The organism is Parabacteroides gordonii MS-1 = DSM 23371 (assembly GCF_000969825.1).
GTDB lineage: Bacteria > Bacteroidota > Bacteroidia > Bacteroidales > Tannerellaceae > Parabacteroides > Parabacteroides gordonii.
The window spans coordinates 555643-575967 of the sequence record NZ_KQ033920.1 but is presented as its reverse complement, the minus strand read 5'-3'; the positions used below and the strand labels follow the sequence as shown (position 1 = coordinate 575967).

At 36.7% G+C, this 20325-nt stretch carries 17 protein-coding genes and 1 pseudogene; 16 read left to right on the top strand and 2 right to left on the bottom strand.

Annotated features, from left to right (window positions below; all coding sequences use genetic code 11):
• Positions 1-102: 102 nt before the first annotated feature.
• The 16 genes and pseudogenes from HMPREF1536_RS19385 (at position 103) to HMPREF1536_RS19310 (ending at position 18035) form a co-directional block, all read left to right on the top strand.
• Positions 103-468: a response regulator gene (locus HMPREF1536_RS19385; RefSeq protein ID WP_028729496.1), complete on the top strand. Its 366-nt coding sequence runs from the start codon at positions 103-105 to the stop codon at positions 466-468.
• Positions 469-500: 32 nt separating this feature from the next.
• A complete protein-coding gene (locus tag HMPREF1536_RS19380; protein ID WP_028729497.1) occupies positions 501-1670 on the top strand; it encodes a sugar transferase in 1170 nt (389 codons plus the stop codon).
• Positions 1671-1682: 12 nt separating this feature from the next.
• Positions 1683-2468 carry a TolC family protein gene (locus HMPREF1536_RS19375; protein WP_028729498.1) on the top strand — a complete coding sequence of 262 codons (786 nt, stop codon included), beginning with the start codon at positions 1683-1685 and terminating at the stop codon, positions 2466-2468.
• Positions 2469-2471: 3 nt separating this feature from the next.
• Positions 2472-4631, top strand: a complete 2160-nt coding sequence (locus HMPREF1536_RS19370) for a GumC family protein (protein WP_028729499.1) — start codon at positions 2472-2474, stop codon at positions 4629-4631.
• A 2-nt stretch (positions 4632-4633) separates the two neighbouring features.
• Positions 4634-6091 carry an O-antigen ligase family protein gene (locus HMPREF1536_RS19365; RefSeq protein ID WP_028729500.1) on the top strand — a complete coding sequence of 486 codons (1458 nt, stop codon included), beginning with the start codon at positions 4634-4636 and terminating at the stop codon, positions 6089-6091.
• Between the two features lie 22 nt (positions 6092-6113).
• A pseudogene (locus HMPREF1536_RS19360) lies at positions 6114-7342 on the top strand (glycosyltransferase).
• Positions 7326-8438, top strand: a complete 1113-nt coding sequence (locus HMPREF1536_RS19355) for a glycosyltransferase family 4 protein (protein ID WP_028729501.1) — start codon at positions 7326-7328, stop codon at positions 8436-8438. The pseudogene HMPREF1536_RS19360 and the gene HMPREF1536_RS19355 overlap by 17 nt, the downstream one beginning before the upstream one ends.
• Positions 8439-8447: 9 nt before the next feature.
• Entirely contained in the window at positions 8448-9071 is a 624-nt protein-coding gene (locus tag HMPREF1536_RS19350) for an acyltransferase (protein ID WP_028729502.1), read from the top strand.
• A 10-nt stretch (positions 9072-9081) separates the two neighbouring features.
• On the top strand, positions 9082-10014 hold the full coding sequence (locus HMPREF1536_RS19345; RefSeq protein WP_028729503.1) for a glycosyltransferase family 2 protein: 933 nt from the start codon (positions 9082-9084) through the stop codon (positions 10012-10014).
• A 5-nt stretch (positions 10015-10019) separates the two neighbouring features.
• Positions 10020-11465 (top strand): lipopolysaccharide biosynthesis protein, encoded by a 1446-nt coding sequence (locus tag HMPREF1536_RS19340; RefSeq protein ID WP_028729504.1) that lies wholly within the window; start codon positions 10020-10022, stop codon positions 11463-11465.
• Positions 11462-12577: a glycosyltransferase family protein gene (locus HMPREF1536_RS19335; RefSeq protein ID WP_028729505.1), complete on the top strand. Its 1116-nt coding sequence runs from the start codon at positions 11462-11464 to the stop codon at positions 12575-12577. The genes HMPREF1536_RS19340 and HMPREF1536_RS19335 overlap by 4 nt, the downstream gene beginning before the upstream one ends.
• A gap of 20 nt (positions 12578-12597) precedes the next feature.
• Entirely contained in the window at positions 12598-13362 is a 765-nt protein-coding gene (locus tag HMPREF1536_RS19330) for a class I SAM-dependent methyltransferase (protein ID WP_028729506.1), read from the top strand.
• 181 nt (positions 13363-13543) lie between these two features.
• Positions 13544-14719: a glycosyltransferase family 2 protein gene (locus HMPREF1536_RS19325; protein WP_028729507.1), complete on the top strand. Its 1176-nt coding sequence runs from the start codon at positions 13544-13546 to the stop codon at positions 14717-14719.
• A complete protein-coding gene (locus HMPREF1536_RS19320) occupies positions 14712-15605 on the top strand; it encodes a glycosyltransferase family 2 protein (RefSeq protein WP_028729508.1) in 894 nt (297 codons plus the stop codon). Before HMPREF1536_RS19325 ends, HMPREF1536_RS19320 begins: the two co-directional genes overlap by 8 nt.
• Positions 15606-15621: 16 nt before the next feature.
• Positions 15622-16806: a glycosyltransferase family 2 protein gene (locus HMPREF1536_RS19315; protein ID WP_028729509.1), complete on the top strand. Its 1185-nt coding sequence runs from the start codon at positions 15622-15624 to the stop codon at positions 16804-16806.
• A gap of 110 nt (positions 16807-16916) precedes the next feature.
• Complete coding sequence (locus HMPREF1536_RS19310; protein WP_028729510.1) at positions 16917-18035, top strand: hybrid sensor histidine kinase/response regulator; 1119 nt, start codon at positions 16917-16919, stop codon at positions 18033-18035.
• Positions 18036-18078: 43 nt separating this feature from the next.
• On the opposite strand, the gene HMPREF1536_RS19305 is transcribed toward HMPREF1536_RS19310, so the two are convergent.
• On the bottom strand, positions 18079-18618 hold the full coding sequence (locus HMPREF1536_RS19305) for a GNAT family N-acetyltransferase (protein ID WP_028729511.1): 540 nt from the start codon (positions 18616-18618) through the stop codon (positions 18079-18081).
• 411 nt (positions 18619-19029) lie between these two features.
• Positions 19030-20325, bottom strand: a complete 1296-nt coding sequence (locus HMPREF1536_RS19300; RefSeq protein WP_028729512.1) for a TolC family protein — start codon at positions 20323-20325, stop codon at positions 19030-19032.

The window sequence follows — 20325 nt, the reverse complement described above, 5'->3', positions numbered from 1 at the left end:
ATTTACACAGAAAAACCTTTGATTTTTATATGCTTTTATCAAATTATTATTTTAATTTTGCGCGGTGGAGAAAACAAAAAATTGCAATATATACAAAAAAGCATGAAGAAGTCGATTCTTTTGGTTGATGATAAGCCTGAAATAGCGAAGATTATAATGCTCTATCTGTCTTCATTGTATGATGTCAGATACGAGGAAAATCCGATTAAAGCTATTGCATGGCTTAATGAAGGCAACATGCCGGACGGGATTATTTCCGACTTGAATATGCCGGAGATGAATGGAGAGGAGTTTTTGTGTTATTTAAAAGCAAATGCTCTCTTTAGTCATATTCCTGTACTAATTCTATCGAGTGTAGAAAGTAGTTCCAACAGAATACGTCTATTTGAAGAAGGGGCAGAAGACTTTATTCTGAAACCTTTTAACCCGGAAGAATTAAGGGTAAGGGTTAAAAGATTATTGAGATAAAGAATAAACACTAGGGTTAATTTTAAACTTGTATGGAGTACATCTTTTGGGGAAATAATATTCCCTTGGCCGCTCATTTGCGGGAGAATCTGCAGTGCAGAATTTCCGAATGCATTACTTTTCAGCAAATAAAATCAAGCTTATCCTCTTTAGGAGACATTGATTTCTGTGTATTTCTTGAAAAGCAGGAAATGACGACAGATATACCGACAATTACCCAACTTCATAAGTTATACCCTGAGTTGTATATCATACTGATAAGCGAGACTCTGAGTAAAGAAGAAAAGCTACCTTATTTAAAGGCTGGCATTGATTGTATGATCTCCAAAGAATATTCAAAAGAGGACTTACAAAAATTACTCTCTGTCGTTATTGATTTCAAGGAGAAAACAAAAATCAAGAAAAGTAATCAAGTATCTTCCTTGGCAGAATTTAAATTACCCCTGTGGAAACGTACTTTTGATATACTGGCATCTTCAGCAGCCATACTTATGCTGTCTCCTATATTGATATCTACAGCGCTCCTGATCAGATTTGAAAGTGATGGAAAGGTTGTTTATAAGTCTAAGCGGGTAGGTAGCAATTATAAGATCTTCGATTTTTACAAATTCCGGTCGATGTATTCGGATGCAGATAAACGTCTTGCAGAATACAAAAAACTAAACCAATATACAAAAGAAACAGCTGAAGAAGAGTCTGCGTCATCTTCTTCAGCTCTAGGGATATCCCTAGAGAATCATCCAACAGAGAGTAGTCAGGATATTCTTTTATTTTCTGATGACTTAAGTACTTCAGAAAATAATTATCTGAAAACCAAACGCAATGAGCGTTCCAACGCTTTTTTCAAAATAGAGAACGACCCACGTATCACTCACATGGGACGCTTTATCAGAAAATACAGTATAGATGAACTTCCCCAGTTATTCAATATTCTGAAAGGAGATATGTCTATCGTAGGTAACCGTCCCCTCCCTCTTTATGAGGCCGAGTTGCTTACCAGCGATGAGTATGTACAACGTTTCATGGCACCTGCGGGTCTGACAGGCCTTTGGCAGGTTGAGAAACGCGGTGATGCAGGAAAAATGTCTGCTGAAGAACGAAAACAACTGGATATCAAGTATGCGAAAGAATTTTCTTTCCGAATGGATATGATGATTATTATCAAAACATTCACAGCGTTCATCCAAAAGGAGAATGTATAGAGATCTAATCTGATGAAAAAAGTTCTCATTATATTGCTATCAATAAATACTCTCTGCTGTTTTAGTCAGAAAAAGGGAGGCAACTACTTTGACAAAGCTACAACTGTTGAAGTAACAGCCATGGCTAATTCAGACTCTATACAAGCTATGTTGGATGACTATGAACGAGTTCAGCTCCCTCCTCTTTCTGTTTTCCTGCAATCAGTTTATGACCATCCTTCCATTAAAATTTATGAAGCAAAGAGAGAAGAGGCAAATGCTGAAATGAAAGTTTCAAGGAGGGAATGGTTAAACTATTTCAGGATATACGGACAATACCAATATGGAAGAATCGTGCAATTATCATCAACAGAAACAGTTGATGATCCTTTACTTACGACAAGTCTAGGAAGTAATAAAAGTACTTATAGCGCAGGACTATCCATATCAATACCTTTCGGTGATTTGGCCAGCCGCAAGCAAAAGATAAGAGCCAAGAAAGCACATTTCCGCCAATTGGATTACGAATATGAGATGTCAATAGAAGAACGAAAACTAAAGATATTGGAAGCTTATAATAATGTATTACAATCTTTAGCTACCCTGAAAGCTAAATCTGATGCTGCCGCATTATATAATGCCCAAATGAAAATATCCGAACAAGACTTCATTAATGGAAAAATTGGTATCGGCGAACTCTCTATCGAGAAAGGAAGACGTACCAATGCAATCATTCTTTACCAGGAAGGGCGAACTGCTTTACATAATGCTGTCACTCTACTAGAGATGCTCACTAATGTAAAGATCATAAACAGATAACCTATGGATATCACACTCTATATATCCCGTTTTCTACATCGCATTCGCTATCAGCTAATACTGGGTGCGTTAGTTGTCACGGCATTGGTTGCATACTTCACACAGTTCATGCAAAAAAAATATACCGTGAATACGTCTATCTATACCGGCATTACATCTAATACCGGATTAGAAAGTGAAAGTAAACCGGATTGGATGAGTGTAAACAATACTTTCGACAATTTGGTAAACCTCACCAAATCAAAAGGTACTTTAGAAACCGTATCAATGAAATTATTAGTACTGAATCTTATTAATGGAGATCCCAGTGTAGATAATAAATATATAACTGCCAAAAACTATCAGAACCTGGTTAGCTTTGTTCCCAAAGAAGTCCTGAATTTAATTGACAAAGATTCTTTTGAGAGAACGATAAGTAACCTTGAGAAATATAAGCAAAGTGATACGCATAATTTCTTGTATAAGTTATTTAACGGATTTACCCCTTATTATAGTTATGGTGCATTATCCCAAATCATTGTAAAACGCCTGGGTAATAGCGATCTGATTGATATTGCCTATACATCTACAGACCCGGGTATTACATTAACAACAGTGAAACTCCTTAGTGAAGAATTACGTATTTCTTATAATCAACTAAAATATAAAACAGCTGACGACATCGTAAAATATTACGAAGATGAACAAAAGAGATTACGCAGTCAATTAAATAATCTCGAAAATGAGCTTACGGATTACAATATCAAGAATAGCGTAATAAATTATCAGGAACAAACAAAAGCTATCGCCGGTTCATTTTCAGATTTTGAGAATCGCTATGAAGAAGTAATTCGTAGAATCAATAGTTCTTCACAATTACTTGAAGGCCTTGAACAATATATGCGAGTTCGTGTCAAGTTAGTACAAGCTAATGACGAGTTTATCAAAGCTTTAGAAGAAATATCCAAAATAAATGGGAAAATAACGGAAATAGAAATATTTACAACGGAAGATACTCAAAATGACGATCTGGAATTATTGAAATACAAAGATGATTTAAAAAATGCAGAAAAAAAAGTAGCAACACTGACAGAACAAATCAATAATTATAAAGAAAGTAAGGAAGGTATTTCTATCGATGGATTAGTCAATGAGTGGTTGGCACAAACCATTATCAATATAAAAGCAAAAGCTGAATTGAAGATATTAGACCAAAGGAAAAAAGAATTCACAGAACAATATAAAACATATTCTCCTGTAGGAACCCAGATAAACAGGCAAGAGCGTGAAATACATGTGACAGAAGAAGCTTATTTGCAGGTATTACATGCCCTGAATATGGCAAAAATGAAACAAAAGAATTTGCAATTAACTACTGCAACATTGAACACAATATCAGAACCGACATTCCCTCTTTTCAGCGATAAAAGCAAACGAATGTTGTTAATCATAGCTGCGTTTGCCGGCAGTATAATATTCATTATCGGTCTGAATTTAATCGTAGAGTTATTAGACAGAACCCTACGGGATGCAGAACGTGCCCGCAGGCTAACTAAAATGAATGTTTTAGGAGCTTTCACAGGTAACCAGCAATTAAAATACAGAGGATTTATAAAAGCTTGTAACAGAATATCTGCTGCCTACACATGTAATCGACTTGTTCAACACATGAAAAAAGGAAAAACATTTCATATTAATATACTAAGCATAGAAAAAAAAGAAGGGAAAAGTTTTGTTTGTCAATATTTATTAGAATATTGGAAAGAAATCGGATTCAATGTCAAATATCTGGTAGCGGGAATAGATTTTCCAATTGATGCGGCATATCTATCTTCAGGAGAAATAAGTTCCTACATAGAAGACTATGATCAAATGGATATTCTCCTGCTGGAATATCCTTCTATTAAAGATAATAGTCTGCCGATTTGTCTATTAAATAAGGCTGATGTAAATCTTTTAATAGCTAATGCCCGTAGAGTATGGAAGAATAGTGATGAAGAATTTGTGAAATATCTAATGGACATGGCTCAAGACAAGCCGTTATTCCTTTATTTAAATAATGCAAGTCGTGAAGCTGTAGAAGATTTTACAGGCCAATTACCTCCGGAAACTTCTATACGTTCATTCTCCAATCGTATTATATATATGGGATTAACAGCAAGAAATTCTGCTATAAAGAGATAAGCATGAATAATAGTAATTACATACCTGTTGAAACTCGTTCAATAAAGCTTCTCTATCTTATTATATTGATAGGACTGGTTGGCATTCTCATGGCTTTATTATCCATGAATATGGCACTTTTTGCAGTAATTACAGTATTTCCACTAATATGTATTGCAGGAATTCTAATCTTAAGATATCCTCAATTAATGTTATTCATAATCTTTACTATCAATTATTTCATTTTGGGGATTACCCGTTATGTGCCTATAGAAGGAATAAGTATAATCATGGATATTTTATATGTACTTACCCTTGTACTTATTTTTGTGCATAGTGCACTCTATCATAGTATCGAATGGAAAAGATGCTTTCACATTTTAAGTGCATTATCAGCAGTATGGGCCTTCTATTGCATTTTGGAAGTGATGAATCCAAGTGCTGTATTTGAAGGGTGGATTTTATCCAGAGGGTTAATCATTAACGGGCTAATTATAACAATTCTTACATCACTATTATGTACCAGATACAAAACATTGAAAGCTCTTTTATTTACATTTTCATTATTCACAGTATTGGCCATATTAAAAACCTTTATGCAAAAATTTTTTGGTTTTGATACCTATGAAACCCGATGGCTCAACAATGGAGGTGCAACGACCCATATAATTCATTCCGGTATACGTTATTTCTCATTTTTCACAGATGCGAGTAACATGGGATCCAATATGGGAGGTGCTGGTATTATTTGGGGTATAACTTCTTTGTATATGAAAAATAAAGCATTCAGGATTTATTATGCAAGCGTAGCTGTTGCTTCTTTGTATACAATGATGCTTTCCGGTACTCGAGGTGCAATAATTGTACCATTGGCCGGATTAGCACTTTATACCGTAGTAAGCAAACAGACTCGGTCTATTTTAATAGGAACAGCTTCTTTGGTTCTGATTTACGTGTTCTTCGCTTTTACAATGATCGGTCAAAGTAATGCGACTATCAGAAGAATGAGAACAGCTTTTACACCAAGTGAAGATGCTTCATATATTGTCCGTAAAGAGAACCAGAAAAAATTAAAGGAATATTTAAAATACAAACCTTTCGGAGAAGGATTAGGATTATCCGGTGATGGTTTGGGAGTAAAAGTATCCAGACGTTTTACAACATCCATCCCTACTGATTCTTGGTATGTCAAGATATGGGTTGAAACAGGAATCATTGGTTTAATATTATATATGGGTATGGTTTTTATTACTATAGCTCGCGGAACATGGATTTTAATGTTTAATATACATGATCCCGAGCTAAAAGGAATATTAACGGGATGGCTATGTGCTATATTTGGTATGTTTTTAAGTGCATATGGGAATTCATTTTGGGGACAATTCCCCACGATGGTTATAGCATTCATGGGAATGAGTTTCATTTTGAATGGTAAATACTTTGATAAAGAACTCAGCGATAAAATCAAAAATTATTCATAAACCGACTAGTTGATAATAAAACATGATAGAACTATTATTTAACTTAAAGAATAACTGGATAGATAAACAGGAGTATTTATTTCTGCTTATAGATGCTGTTTTGTTTTTACTTTTCCTTATAGCAGTCTTATATCTATTCATTTTCGCAGCCTATTCTAAAAAAAGGCTGTTTATTCTTATCCTCAAACAAATAAAAAACACAGGTACGCCATATTGTTCCCTGCCTATATGGAAGATGATGTGATTATAGATTCTGTACAATCATTTTTCAAACAGGATTATCCCAGGGAGTTATATGATGTGATTGTGATATCCGATCAAATGCGAGAAGATACAATCGCCAGATTGAAGGGAATAACAGCAATGGTGACTCAAATATCTGATCCGATGAGTACTAAGATATATGCATTACAAAAAGCGATCGAATACATAGAAGATAAAAAATTATCTTATGATATGGCGGTTGTACTCGATGCGGATAATGTAGTAAATCCTCATTTCCTGGAGAAAATAAACGATGCCTTCTATTCCGGGTGCCTGGCAATACAAACACATAGAGTTGCTAAAAACCGGGATACAAATACGGCTGTGCTAGATGCTGTCAGTGAAGAAATTAATAACTCTATTTTTAGAAAAGGGCATACACGGCTTGGATTTTCCTCCGGTTTAAGCGGATCAGGGATGGCTTTTGAATATGATCTATTCAAAAAAATAATCCAGGGAATTGATGAAATAGGTGAAGACAAACACATGGAACGTAAATTACTTTTACAAAATATATATATTGAATATCTGGAAGATGTCTATACCTATGATGAAAAAGTAAGAGGTAAAAAAGAATTTTACAACCAACGACGCCGTTGGTTAGCGACTCAATTCAGTAATTTGTTTTCGGGGATATCCCAATTACCCGGAGCGATGTTGAGCGGGAAATGGGATTATTGTGATAAGCTATTCCAATGGATGATGCCCCCTCGTGTTTTGTTGCTGGGATTCGTTATCCTTATCGCTTGTTTTTTAACTGTAATAAATATATTTCTATCAATTAAATGGTGGGGGTTATTACTTTTCATTGGTATAACCTTCAGTTTAGCAGTTCCCGATTATCTGGTTGATAGGCAATTTAAGAGGGCAATCATCAGCTTGCCAATTCTGTTTTTTCTTATGTTTCTAAACCTTTTCCGGTTAAGAGGAGGAAGTAAAAAATTTATCCATACTAAACACTCTGCAAAACATGAAAATAGCCATTGAAGCTCAACGCATATTCCGTTCTAATAAACATGGAATGGACTTTGTTGCCTTAGAAAGCATACGGGAATTACAAAAAATAGATAAAGAGAATGAGTATTATATTTTTGTAAGTCCGGGAGATGATCACTGTCTAGAGGAGACTCCAAATATGCATATCATAGAAGTCAACTGTCCAACATATCCACTTTGGGAACAGATTGCTTTACCTCGTGCTGTAGCAAAGATAAAAGCTGATTTACTACATTGTACAAGTAACACAGCCCCTATTTATTGCCCGGTACCCTTGGTACTGACGCTACATGATATTATATTTTTAGAACCACGGCAAAGTGGAAATAAATCATGGTATCAAAATATGGGATGGTATTATCGTCGCTGGGTTGTTCCGCGCATTCTACCTCAATGCAAAAAGATCATCACAGTCTCCAATTTTGAATGTAACCGTATTAAAAAGGCATTACATCTTTGTGAGAATCAGATAACGGCAATATACAATGGCTATAATCAGCATTTCCATCCAATACCTGATGTAGCATCTGTTACAGAAAAATATATAGCAGGCCAAGAGTATCTTTTCTTTTTAGGAAATACTGATCCTAAAAAAAATGTGCCACGCACATTAAAGGCTTATAGTATCTACTTAAAGAAGTCAGAGAAAAAACGTCCTCTACTGATTGCCGACTTAAAAGAAGACAAGCTAGATATTATACTTAAAGAACAAGGAATAGAAGATATCAAACCTTATCTCTCCTATCCGGGATACATTCCCAACAAGGATTTGGCTTATTTATATAATGGAGCATATGCTTTTCTATATACATCACTCCGGGAAAGTTTTGGTATCCCTATGCTTGAAGCAATGGCTTGCGGCACACCTGTAATTGCGGGAAATACTTCTGCCATGCCGGAAATTGCAGGTGAAAAAGGAATACTGGCAGATCCATTCAATGAAGAAGATATTGCAAATAAATTACTCTTATTAGAGAATGATCATCAATATTATGTCGGACAAGTCGATTACGGATTACAACGAGTAAATAAATTCTCCTGGAAGAGTACAGCTTTATCTTTATTAAAAATCTATCGGAATATATAGGATAAAATTATGAATAGTAGTCTTAAACAAAAAATAAAACAAAATGAGACACTAAAACATTTCATTTTGTTTTTAATATCATCTCCTAAAAATCCGAGGCCCAGACTTTGGGTTAAATGGTTTGTGAATCCTTTTTTGCATAAAAAAGGAAAAGGGGCTGTTATCAGAAGAAACCGGTCAAGAATAGATGTGTTTCCCTGGAATCAATTTGTTGTTGGTACAGATTCTTTAGTAGAAGACTTTACTACCATAAATAATGGTGCAGGAGATGTTATTATTGGAAATAATGCCAGAATAGGCATAGGATCTGTAGTTATCGGTCCGGCAAAGCTAGGGGATAAAGTTGGCTTGGGACAACATGTATTCATCTCAGGTTTTAACCACGGATATGAAGACGGTACTTGCGACTCCAATGAACAGCCTCTTGTAAAAAAAGAAGTTGTGATTGATAATGATTCGCATATAGGAGCAAACTCAGTCGTTGTAGCCGGAGTGCATATTGGAAAAAGGTGTCAAATCGGTGCCGGAAGTGTTGTAACCAAAGACATACCGGATTTCTGTGTTGCTGTGGGAAATCCTGCAAAAATCATAAAAAAATATGATCCAAGTATACAACAATGGATCAAAATATAACACGAACCCAATGTCAAACTCTATGGTTAGCATTATAATACCAGTATATAACACTGAAGAGTTCGTGGAAGAGGCCGTCAGGTCTATCATGAATCAAACCCTACAGGATATAGAAATCATTATTATAAATGATGGTTCTACAGATAACTCTTTATCCATAATCCGAAAATTAGCAAATGAAGATGACCGAATACAGGTCTATAGCAGAGAAAATAAAGGTTTGTCAGCTACTCGTAATCAAGGAATTTATTTAGCTAAAGGGAAATATCTATATTTCATGGATAGCGATGACTATCTTGAACCTGACGCTTTGGAGTCATGTTTTCTCAAATGTGAGAAAAATGCTTTAGACTTTATTTTTTTCGATGCCGATATTCTTAACAAGGAGGCAGATTTCGATATCAACATTAATTATCAACGTAAAGATTGTACTAATCCTGATATATTGTATGATGGCATACAATTATTTACGCTCTTAATTGAAAACAGTAAATATACTCCGTCTGCTTGCTTAAATTTTATAAATACTAAGTTTCTGAAAGATATAAATCTTCTTTTTCTTCCCGGTATTATCCATGAAGATCAGTTATTCAGTACTCTATTATATTTACAGTCAAATCGAGTGATGTGTATACACAAAGATTTTTTTAAGAGAAGACTTCGCAGTGACTCCATTATGACACGTAAATTCTCTTTAAAAAACATAGATAGTTATTTTATCATTACGGATAGATTATTTACTTATGCCTCTGAACATACAGAAACACGGTATATAGTTGATAAACATTTGTCTAAAATGTTGAATGCAGCCGTATGGTTATCTTACAAAATGCCATTGAAAGATCGCTTATACATAGCAAGACGCTGTATCAAAGACTACAAAAGGTATGTCTCCGGAAAAAACATTCTTATTTTACTGTTTAAATCATTCTTAAAAAAATAGATAACATGTCTTCTACAAAGAAAGAACTTCTATCCGGTGTTTTTTATACTGCAATAGCTAAATATTCAGGAATAATAATCTCCTTAGTAATAGCCGGGATACTAGCTCGTCTCATCGAGCCGGAAGATTTTGGTGTAGTAGCAATTGCAACAGTTATTATTTCTTTTTTTGGTATATTCAGCGATCTTGGAATAGCACCGGCAATCATACAAAATAAAGAATTATCCGAAAATGATCTCAGCAATATCTTTTCCTTTACCCTTTGGTTGGGTATTGGCATCTCTATGATTTTTTTCTTATGCTCATGGCCAATCTCCCATTTTTACCAAAGTGATACGTTATTAAGCATCTGTCAACTACTGTCACTGAACCTATTCTTCGCCTCTGCCAACATCGTACCAAATGCATTGTTATTCAAAGGAAAAGAATTTAAATTCATAGCATATCGTAGTTTAACAATTCAGATTGCCGGAGGAAGTTTAGCCATAACTGCCGCTTTTATGGGAGCCGGACTATATGCATTAATCATTAATCCCATATTGTCCAGTATATTACTATTTCTCATATCTTTCCAGAAAAAACCACAGAAGTTATCCAGTACATGGGGAATTCAATCCATGAAAAAAATTCTTAGCTTCTCTACGTATCAGTTTATGTTCAATGTGATCAATTATTTCAGTCGGAATTTAGATAAATTGCTGATAGGAAAATATATGAATATGGTTTCATTAGGATATTATGAAAAATCATACCGTCTTATGATGTTGCCTCTTCAGAATATCACACATGTTATATCTCCGGTTATGCATCCTATATTCGCGGACTTTCAAAACGATTTGTCCAGGCTTTCAGCTTCATATAATAAAATAGTTCGTTTCCTGGCTTTTATCGGATTCCCCTTATCTGTATTATTATGGTTCTGCTCTCGGGAAATAATCCTAATTATCTTTGGTGAACAATGGATGCCTTCTGTTCCTGTCTTTCAAATACTATCTATATCGGTTGGTATACAGGTAATCCTTTCTACCTCTGGATCCATTTTTCAAGCAGCAAATGATACTAAAAGTTTATTTATTTGCGGAGTATTCTCTACTCTACTTAATATCATAGGAATATTAACCGGAATATTTTTTTTCAAGACATTAGAAGCTGTTGCATGGTGCATATCCCTCACATTTACAATAAACTTTATACAATGTTATATCTGGATGTACAAAATCACCTTTAAACAAGGCCTTCAGACATTCTGGAAACAGTTCGTCTCTCCCATCTTGCTTACTGGAATATTAATTGTTTGCATATTACCTATCTATTATGTGCCGGACAAATGTCCTATATATATCAGTCTATTATTAAAAGGCTGCATATTCGCAATAGTCTATGTGGCATACATACAAATAAAAGGAGAATATGATATTATCAATTTGATTAAATCTAAAATTAAAAGATGAAAGCCTTATTCCTCGTATATCATGGTTTCAGTGAAACAAATGGTATCAGTAAAAAAATACATTATCAGGTAGATGCATTAAAGGCCTGTGGTTTAGATGTACGAACCTGTTATCTGAGCGAGTCCGATGGAAACAAATACAGGATGATCGATAATGCCATTTTATGTGATTATGGACGGGGAATAAAAGGAAAACTACTAAAACGGATTGAGTTCAATTCAATCGCAGATTATGCTATTAATGAAGATATTCGTTTCGTATATATCCGTTCAGATCATAATGCCAACCCGTTTACGATCAAAATGGTAAAAAAAATGCGTAAAGCGGACATCCGTGTTGTTATGGAAATTCCGACTTATCCCTATGATAATGAGAAGCCCTCTTCCGGAAGGAAACTACAACGATTTCTGGATAAGTATTTCAGGAATAGTTTAGCCAAACAATTATGTCGGATTGTTACATTCTCTGATTATAAAAGTATTTTTGGTACTCCCACAATCCAGATATCCAATGGAGTCGATTTTAGCAAAATAAAATTGAAACAAAAAACAAATGACATTTCTCATGAACTCCATTTGATTGGAGTCGCAGAAATACACTACTGGCATGGATTCGACCGTCTTGTACAAGGCCTGGTTAATTATTATAAGAAAGACCCCGACTACAAAGTGTTTTTCCACCTAGTCGGTAATTTTTTTGGAGAAAGAGAGAAAAGCGATATTTTACCACTGATTGAAACAAATCATCTGGAGCCTTATATAATTCTACATGGGGCAAAACATGGTGAAGAATTAGATCAGCTTTTTGAACAATCAGATATGGCCATTGGTAGTCTGGCCCGCCATCGTAGCGGTATAACCAATATAAAAACACTTAAGAACCGGGAATATGCTGCTCGCGGCTTATCTTTCATCTATTCGGAACAAGACAGTGACTTTGAGGACAAGCCTTACATCTTAAAAGTCCCGGCAAACGAAAGTCCTATTGAAGTAAATAAAATAATAGAGTTCTACAAAAAACTAAATCCTGTTCCTCTGGAAATAAGAAACTCTATCCTTTCACTTTCATGGGAAGCACAAATGAATAAGGTAATAAAAGCAATAGAAGAATAAATAACTAAAAAATAAAAGCTATGGGACATCGTACACCAATAGATCGTTATGATCTAAAAATTAAAAAGAGTGATTATGTATTAGAAGTAGGTAGCGGGCATAATCCCAGTTATCGGGCGAATGTAATTGTTGAGAAATACATCAGCACGAACTATCACAGAAGTGGAGAGGTAAAGATATTCCCCCACCAGAAATTTATAAATGCGGATGGCGCCAGCATGCCATTCCAGAATAAAGAATTTGATTACATTATATGTAATCAGGTACTTGAACACACTGATGATCCTATTGGATTTATAAAAGAGTTACAGCGTGTTGCATCAAAAGGATACCTGGAACTTCCCAGTCTGGTTGGGGAGTCCTTGTTTCCTAAATTAGCTCACAAATGGGTTTGTTTGGAAATAGATGGAAAACTCGTACTATTCGAAAAAGAAAAATTGCCGAGGATATATCCTGACTACGGGAGAACTTTTCTCAATTTTCTTCCCTATCAAAGTCTGGCCTTAAGAACATTTTATTTGTCCTACCATCAGGTCAATACTGTCAGATATGAATGGAGTGATACAATTGATGTACTTGTCAATCCGCAAGACGAATATTACAGATCCTTTTTCGAAAAAACATGGACTGAAGAGATGCAACATAAAATTTTTCCAACTCGTTCTAAACAACAAGATGTTGCAATATCAATAAAGGTCATTATGCATTTGATAAAAACAATGATAAAAAGGAGGATATTCGTTCACAAACCAATCTCTCTGGCTGAATATAATAATAGTAAATAAAACATTGCACGGACATAAGTTATTCATAGCGAGCCTTCTGCAAAGTATCTTACTCACCGAAGGCTTGCATATATAATACAAGATACCTTTTGGCCAAAAGTTTTTTGTTTCAGACACAATAAAAACTTATTGAAAATCAAAGTTTCCCAATATTTATCTCTATTTTTGTAAAAAAAAGGAAATGAATCTTATTTTAAAAATTGATATTCTACTGTTTGTTATCACTGTACTATTTACAGGATACAATCTTTTTTTTACTTTGGCCTCTCTGTTCAAAAGAAAAAAAGAAAAGGTAGATCATGTTAAGACACAGACATTTGCAGTAATCTTTGCAGCCTATAAAGAAGACCGGGTAATAAAAGAATCCGTTGAAAATTTCCTGAAGCAGGATTATCCATTGGATAAATTCCAGGTAGTAGTAGTCTCCGATCATATGGAAGAGGCAACTAACCTTGCTTTAGCTCAACTGCCAATAACTCTTTTCATTCCAGACTTTCAGGATAGTATGAAACATAAATCCATATCTTATGCGCTGGATCATCTGGAAGGATTTGACCGGGTTATTATTATGGACGCTGACAACATTACCGACACAGACTTCCTGACTCGCACAAATCAAGCGACACAAACCGTTAAAGTATTGCAAGCCCACAGAACACGGAAAAATGAAAATACGTCCGTTGCCGTATGGGATGGCATTTCGGAAGAGATAAATAATACCATATTCAGAAAAGGACGGGTGAATGTAGGGTTATCATCGGCATTGATCGGATCCGGAATGGTTTTCGACTTTGAATGGCTGAAACAGCATATGCACGAATGTAAAACTTTTGCTGAAGACAAAGAACTGGAAGCTATTTTGGCTAGAGATAATATATTTGTCGATTATAGCGACGATATATATGTCTATGACGAGAAAACAGCCCGGCAAGATATATTAATCAGACAAAGATCAAGATGGTTTCATGCCCAAATCCTTGCGTTCTCTTTGATAACCAAAGATTTTAGTCTGCAGAAAATAAATCTTACCTATATAGATAAGATTATTCAATGGGTTCCTTTCCCCAGACCGGTGAGATTCCTGTTAATATTCCTGATGATACTTTTCTGGTCTTTTGTCGCATTTCCGGTAGCTATTAAATGGTATTGTTTACTACTCATAAAAATAATGACCTACCTGCTAGCTATACCCAAAAGGATGTACACATGTGACTTTTTTGCCAGTATAATCCAGTTACCATCGATGATGATTGCCTTGTTACGCAGCTATACGGCTTCAATCTATCGTGTTAAAAAGAAAGACATGAGATTTAACAATACTCCCCACCACATAACCAAGGACAATAATCATGAATGACAAGGTCTCCATAATAACCGTCAACTATAACGGCGTTGCAGATACATGTGAAATGATTGACTCATTGAAGCAACACGAAAATTATCCATACGAACTGATAGTTGTGGATAACGGTTCGGCCAGCCTGAATGATTATACTTTGCTGAAAGAAAAATATCCGGATGTAAAAGTCATACGAAGCGACAAGAACCTTGGATTTGCAGGTGGAAATAACATTGGAGTCAAACAGGCAACCGGTAATTTCCTGTTTTTCCTGAATAACGATACGATCATCACCCATCCGATACTTGAGATATTAGTAAACCGACTGAACAGTGATGAAAAGATCGGTTGCGTTTCTCCTAAAACAACATTCTGGCCACAAAACAATAAACTGCAATATGCCGGAGCTACAAAGATGAGTTATATAACTCTCCGTAACGAGTTCACAGGATATCTGCAGGAAGATGACGGAAGATTCGACACTCCACAGGAAACAGCTTTTGCCAACGGAGCTGCCATGATGATCAGAACAGCCGATATTCAAAAATACGGACTTATGGCAGAACATTATTTTTTGTATTATGAAGAACTGGATTGGTGCTCTTTCATGCAAAAAGCCGGATTCAGTATCTGGTATGAACCTCAGGCGGTTGTCGGACATAAAGAAAGTGCCAGTGTCGGATTACAAAGCCCGTTGCAGGTATATTACCATACCCGCAACCGTTTGATATTTGCGCAAAGGACACTGTCCAACTCTTTTGAAAGAAGATGCTCCTATCTTTATCAGATAGTCATAGCTTTGCCCAAACGCTTTCTGACTTATCTGTGCCACCGGAAATTTAACCTGATCACTCCCTTAATAAAAGGAGGAATAGACGGAATCGCTTTTATTATTAACAAGTAAATACTGACAGACCACCATGCAAAACGAAATTTATACAATTACAGAATGGTTATTCTGGATAGGTATCTTCATTGTTTTCTATACTTATCTGGGATACGGTATATTATTATATGTATTAGTAAAAATAAAAGAACTCTTCATCAAGCCGGTCAAAAAAGCCTTACCCGATCCCTTCCCCGAGGTCACCCTCTTTATTGCGGCATATAATGAAGAAGATATCGTTGCAAGTAAGATGGTGAATTGCCATGCTCTTTCCTATCCTGCCGATAAACTAAAAATAGTATGGGTTACCGATGGTTCGAACGACCGCACCAATGAATATCTGAAAAAATATGAAGATGTAACCGTCCTGTTTCAACCGGAACGCAGAGGAAAGACAGCTGCATTAAATCGGGGTATACAGTATGTAACCACTCCTTATGTAGTTTTCACCGATGCCAATACGATGCTGAATACGGATGCTATCACAGAGATCGTCCGCCAGTTCTCCGATCCTAAAGTCGGATGTGTTGCCGGAGAAAAAAGAGTGGAAACAATAACCGCACAAGGAGCAACCGCCGGGGAAGGGATCTACTGGAAATATGAATCGACACTGAAAGCATTAGACTACCGGCTATATTCAGCCGTAGGTGCTGCCGGAGAACTGTTTGCCGTACGGACTGAATTATTTGAACAAATGCCGTCGGATACGCTTCTCGATGATTTCATCCTCTCACTCCGTATTGCACAGAAAGGATATAAAATTGCTTATTGTAAAGAGGCTTATGCCACAGAGACTGCCTCCCTGAATATGAAAGAAGAGGAAAAGCGAAAAGTACGTATCGCAGCAGGTGGTTTGCAATCCGTATGGCGTCTGCGTAGCCTGTTCAATATCTTCCGGTATGGTACCTTAAGTTTTCAGTTCGTAAGCCACCGGGTCTTACGATGGACTATTACACCCATCGTTTTATTCCTGCTGATCCCATTAAATATAATATTAACATGTACGGGTGAGTTTACATATATATTTTTGTTACTTTTACAAGTCATATTTTATGTAATGGCCTATACAGGTTATTCAATGGAACAGAAAAATATACGAAACAAGCTACTTTTCATACCTTATTATTTTTCTTTTATGAATATAAATGTCATAAGAGGATTTTTCTATTTAGCTGGAAATAAGGGGAATGGAGCCTGGGAAAAAGCTAAGAGAACGTAATAAGAAAAATATTTCTAAATTGCTACAAGGAAAACATCTGTAAATTCAAACATTATTAATACATTTGTGTACTGATAGTGATTGAATATCAAGAAAAGTGTAAAATTAATATGGATAATTTAGCATCAGAATATACAGTATTGATCGTTGACGATGTTCCAACCAACGTCATGTTAGTACAGGCTATATTAAAAAAGGAAGGATACACACTATTAATCTGTGACAGCGGAGCCAAAGCTCTTCGCATCGCTCATGACAAGCATCCCAATCTCATACTGCTAGATATCATGATGCCGGAAATGGACGGATACGAGGTATTACAACACCTCAAAAGCGCCCCTGACACCAATGATATTCCTGTAATCATCATGTCTGCACTTAGTGATATGCAGAGTATAGTAAAAGGATACCAGCTAGGAGCTACCGAATACGTTACAAAACCCTTCCAAAGAGAAGAACTGGTCAAACGTGTTGCCCATCGTTATGAACTATTTAGTATTAAACGCATAAAACAGGAACTGGAAAATACAATCGAATCACGTGATACGCTTTACTCTGTTATTGCACACGATCTTCGTTCTCCACTCGGCTCTCTGAAGATGATGAATAATGCTATCCTTATGATGGTAGATAAAAGTCAGGTCAGCCCCGAAGTATTCGAGATGTTACAGATGATGAATAAGACATCTGAAGAGATTTTCCTTCTACTCGATAACTTATTGAAATGGGCAAAGAACCGTCTGAAGAAACAAAATATATATAAACAAGATGCCGACATCAACAGTCTGGTTTCCAGTACAGCCGAAATGTATATCCCGATGGCTGCCCAGAAAGGTATTAGTATCCGGTTGTTAGATGTAGAGAAAGAACTAGTCGGTTCTGTCGATATAGATATGATAAAGACAGTTATCAGGAATCTTATTTCAAATGCAATCAAGTTCAGTTTTGAAGGAGGAACAATTGACGTTTCTACCAGTATAGAAGGTAACAACGTTATTGTCAGCGTGAAAGACTCCGGTAAAGGGATCAAGAAAGAAGACCAGGAAAAACTGTTGAAAGCCAATACGCATTTCACCTCTTACGGAACAAGTAATGAAAAAGGGTCGGGATTGGGCTTGATGCTCTGTAAAGATTTTGTGGAGTTGCATGACGGTAAATTATGGTTTGAATCGGAAGAAGGCAAAGGTTCGACCTTCCTGTTCTCACTGAAAGCATTGAATAAAGAATAAAAAACGACGCTAAGCAGCAACTATAAAGTAAGAGGGAATGCATTTATTGCATTCCCTTTTTCATTACTATCGTATTCAGGTCAGAAGCAAACATATCGTATTCAATGCCGGTCATCTCACCGCCCGTAGACAGGACAACCAATGAATGATCGGGATATTCACTCCGGTAAGCAGGATGAATATGGGGAAATGGATTTTCTATAAATCCATAAGACCGGTAGAAACGTAGACGGGCAGCGGATATATCATCCTTAACCGGATCTATTTCCAACAACACACGTCCGCTCTCCTGCTCTATCAGCTTTCTAAGGATCATCCCTCCCAAGCCTTTCCCCCGTTCATTGGGATGGATGGCAAAATGCTCTACGTACGTATAACTCTCAAATCTCCAGTAAGCGATAAAGCCCTGAACAATATCATTCACCGTATCTGTATAACAATCCAGATGATAGCGGCTGTCTGAAAATGCATCCTGCTGCAGTGCCACAGTCCGTTGTTCGTAGATCGGAAAACTTATATCGTATATGTCTCTGAAAGCATTATACAACGGATGATCCGTAGCCGTCAATCTTATAATTTCCATGTTATTCTTTATTTAAACGGATACAAAGATAAAACTAATAAGAAACTAATTCGTTACCCCTGCTCTTTTATGCGATTCTTTCCCTATGACTTTTAAATGAAATACTATAGCTTTCTAATACTCAGGTAATAGTATCCTACTATAAAGATACCTTCTTCCTATATTTTTGACCTAGGTCAAAAACGTTTAGCACCAAGGTAGAAAACCTTTATTACCTAGGTCGAAAAGGTTTACTACCTAGGTCAAAAATAGAATAGATAGGTACTTTTGGATTAGAGACAAGTAGTCTTTGGATTATAAAACAACTGTTTTCATACTACAAACAAGCAGGAAGCCGGCAATAAAAAAACGGCTACCGGATCTTGTTATCCGGTAACCGTTTTCGACATGACTATATTTCAATACTTCAGACTACTGCATCCGGCGAATGCCGATAGCCTTGTTATATTGAGCCAGGGAAGCCTTCTGCTGATACCAGGTCTGGATCAGGCTGCTGTAAGACTGTATCCACGACAACTGGGCAGAGAGCACATCGACGATAGGAAGTTTACCTTCGTTGTAACTGAATGTATTCAGGTCGAGGTTCTCTTCCGCTATTTTACAAGCTTCTTCAGCGACATCGATCTGCTTTGTATTCTCGGTCAGGCTAGTCCATGCATTAGCTACTTCCTGGCTGATCTGGTCGCGGGTGTTGTCCATTGCATACTCTTTGCTGCGCAGGATCGCTTTTTGCGAGTTCACTTCCTTGAAACGTGCTCCCCAACGGAACAATGGAATTTTCAGGGAAGCAAAGACTGCCGGCGTCCATAAGTTATCAGAACCTTTTACATTCAGCATAGAAGTTCCCCATGCTCCCTGAAAACCAACCGACAACGTCGGATTATATTTGGCTTTCGAAAGGTTGATCTGTCTTTTCTGATACTCGATATTCAGCTTGGAGATCAGGTAATCCGGACGGTTTTCCAGGGCTGCCGATTCACCGACTTTCATAGGCAACGGCAAGACCATTGTAATAGAATCCGTGATCGTGATCGGTTCCATCGGCGGAACACCCATCAGGACATTCAGGTTCTGCAAAGCGATTTGATAATCCTTATAGGCAGAACTTTTATTCAGCTCGGCTTCTTTCAAGCGAGCCTGAACCTGCAACAGATCCGTTTTACTGATCTGTCCGTCCTGAAAACGAAGGGTCAGCACATTCGCCAACTCCTGTACGATATCGACATACTGTGTCATAACACCGTACATACCTTTGCGGGCGGCAACAGACCAATAGTTCATATCGGCCGCATAGACGATGTTATCGGTCGTCAGCTCTTCAGCCTCGGTGGCAATCTGGCCTTGTATCTCAGCCGCCTTATAGTTGTTATAAATTTGTCCGCCGGCATAGATAGGCTGGCTTACTGTGGCACCGAGACTATAGGTATTATGATCCATTTCGATACCGGGTATGCCTTCACCCATGCCCAATTCGTACTTATTAAGACGGTACTGGTAGCTACCGGAGAAATCCACAGCCGGGAAGAATGCAGTCTTAGCCGCCTTGATAGCATGTTGCATGGCGATACGTTCTTCGGAACTTTGCTTGATCTGACGGCTGTATTCAAGCACTTTTTCTTTATATTCGGCTGCCGTGATGGGCTGTACCTGCGCATTCGCAGATATAGCACCCAACAGCATACAACCTATTATCAGTTTACTTTTCAT

Excerpts from the sequence above, each read along its gene's own strand:
- HMPREF1536_RS19335 (WP_028729505.1), top strand. The coding sequence starts at position 11,462 with ATGAAAGCCTTATTCCTCGTATATCATGGTTTCAGTGAAACAAATGGT.
- HMPREF1536_RS19375 (WP_028729498.1), top strand. The coding sequence starts at position 1,683 with ATGAAAAAAGTTCTCATTATATTGCTATCAATAAATACTCTCTGCTGT.
- HMPREF1536_RS19345 (WP_028729503.1), top strand. The coding sequence starts at position 9,082 with ATGTCAAACTCTATGGTTAGCATTATAATACCAGTATATAACACTGAA.
- HMPREF1536_RS19300 (WP_028729512.1), bottom strand. The coding sequence starts at position 20,325 with ATGAAAAGTAAACTGATAATAGGTTGTATGCTGTTGGGTGCTATATCT.
- HMPREF1536_RS19315 (WP_028729509.1), top strand. The coding sequence starts at position 15,622 with ATGCAAAACGAAATTTATACAATTACAGAATGGTTATTCTGGATAGGT.
- HMPREF1536_RS19340 (WP_028729504.1), top strand. The coding sequence starts at position 10,020 with ATGTCTTCTACAAAGAAAGAACTTCTATCCGGTGTTTTTTATACTGCA.
- HMPREF1536_RS19330 (WP_028729506.1), top strand. The coding sequence starts at position 12,598 with ATGGGACATCGTACACCAATAGATCGTTATGATCTAAAAATTAAAAAG.
- HMPREF1536_RS19350 (WP_028729502.1), top strand. The coding sequence starts at position 8,448 with ATGAATAGTAGTCTTAAACAAAAAATAAAACAAAATGAGACACTAAAA.
- HMPREF1536_RS19325 (WP_028729507.1), top strand. The coding sequence starts at position 13,544 with ATGAATCTTATTTTAAAAATTGATATTCTACTGTTTGTTATCACTGTA.
- HMPREF1536_RS19320 (WP_028729508.1), top strand. The coding sequence starts at position 14,712 with ATGAATGACAAGGTCTCCATAATAACCGTCAACTATAACGGCGTTGCA.
- HMPREF1536_RS19355 (WP_028729501.1), top strand. The coding sequence starts at position 7,326 with ATGAAAATAGCCATTGAAGCTCAACGCATATTCCGTTCTAATAAACAT.
- HMPREF1536_RS19385 (WP_028729496.1), top strand. The coding sequence starts at position 103 with ATGAAGAAGTCGATTCTTTTGGTTGATGATAAGCCTGAAATAGCGAAG.
- HMPREF1536_RS19305 (WP_028729511.1), bottom strand. The coding sequence starts at position 18,618 with ATGGAAATTATAAGATTGACGGCTACGGATCATCCGTTGTATAATGCT.
- HMPREF1536_RS19380 (WP_028729497.1), top strand. The coding sequence starts at position 501 with ATGGAGTACATCTTTTGGGGAAATAATATTCCCTTGGCCGCTCATTTG.
- HMPREF1536_RS19310 (WP_028729510.1), top strand. The coding sequence starts at position 16,917 with ATGGATAATTTAGCATCAGAATATACAGTATTGATCGTTGACGATGTT.
- HMPREF1536_RS19370 (WP_028729499.1), top strand. The coding sequence starts at position 2,472 with ATGGATATCACACTCTATATATCCCGTTTTCTACATCGCATTCGCTAT.
- HMPREF1536_RS19365 (WP_028729500.1), top strand. The coding sequence starts at position 4,634 with ATGAATAATAGTAATTACATACCTGTTGAAACTCGTTCAATAAAGCTT.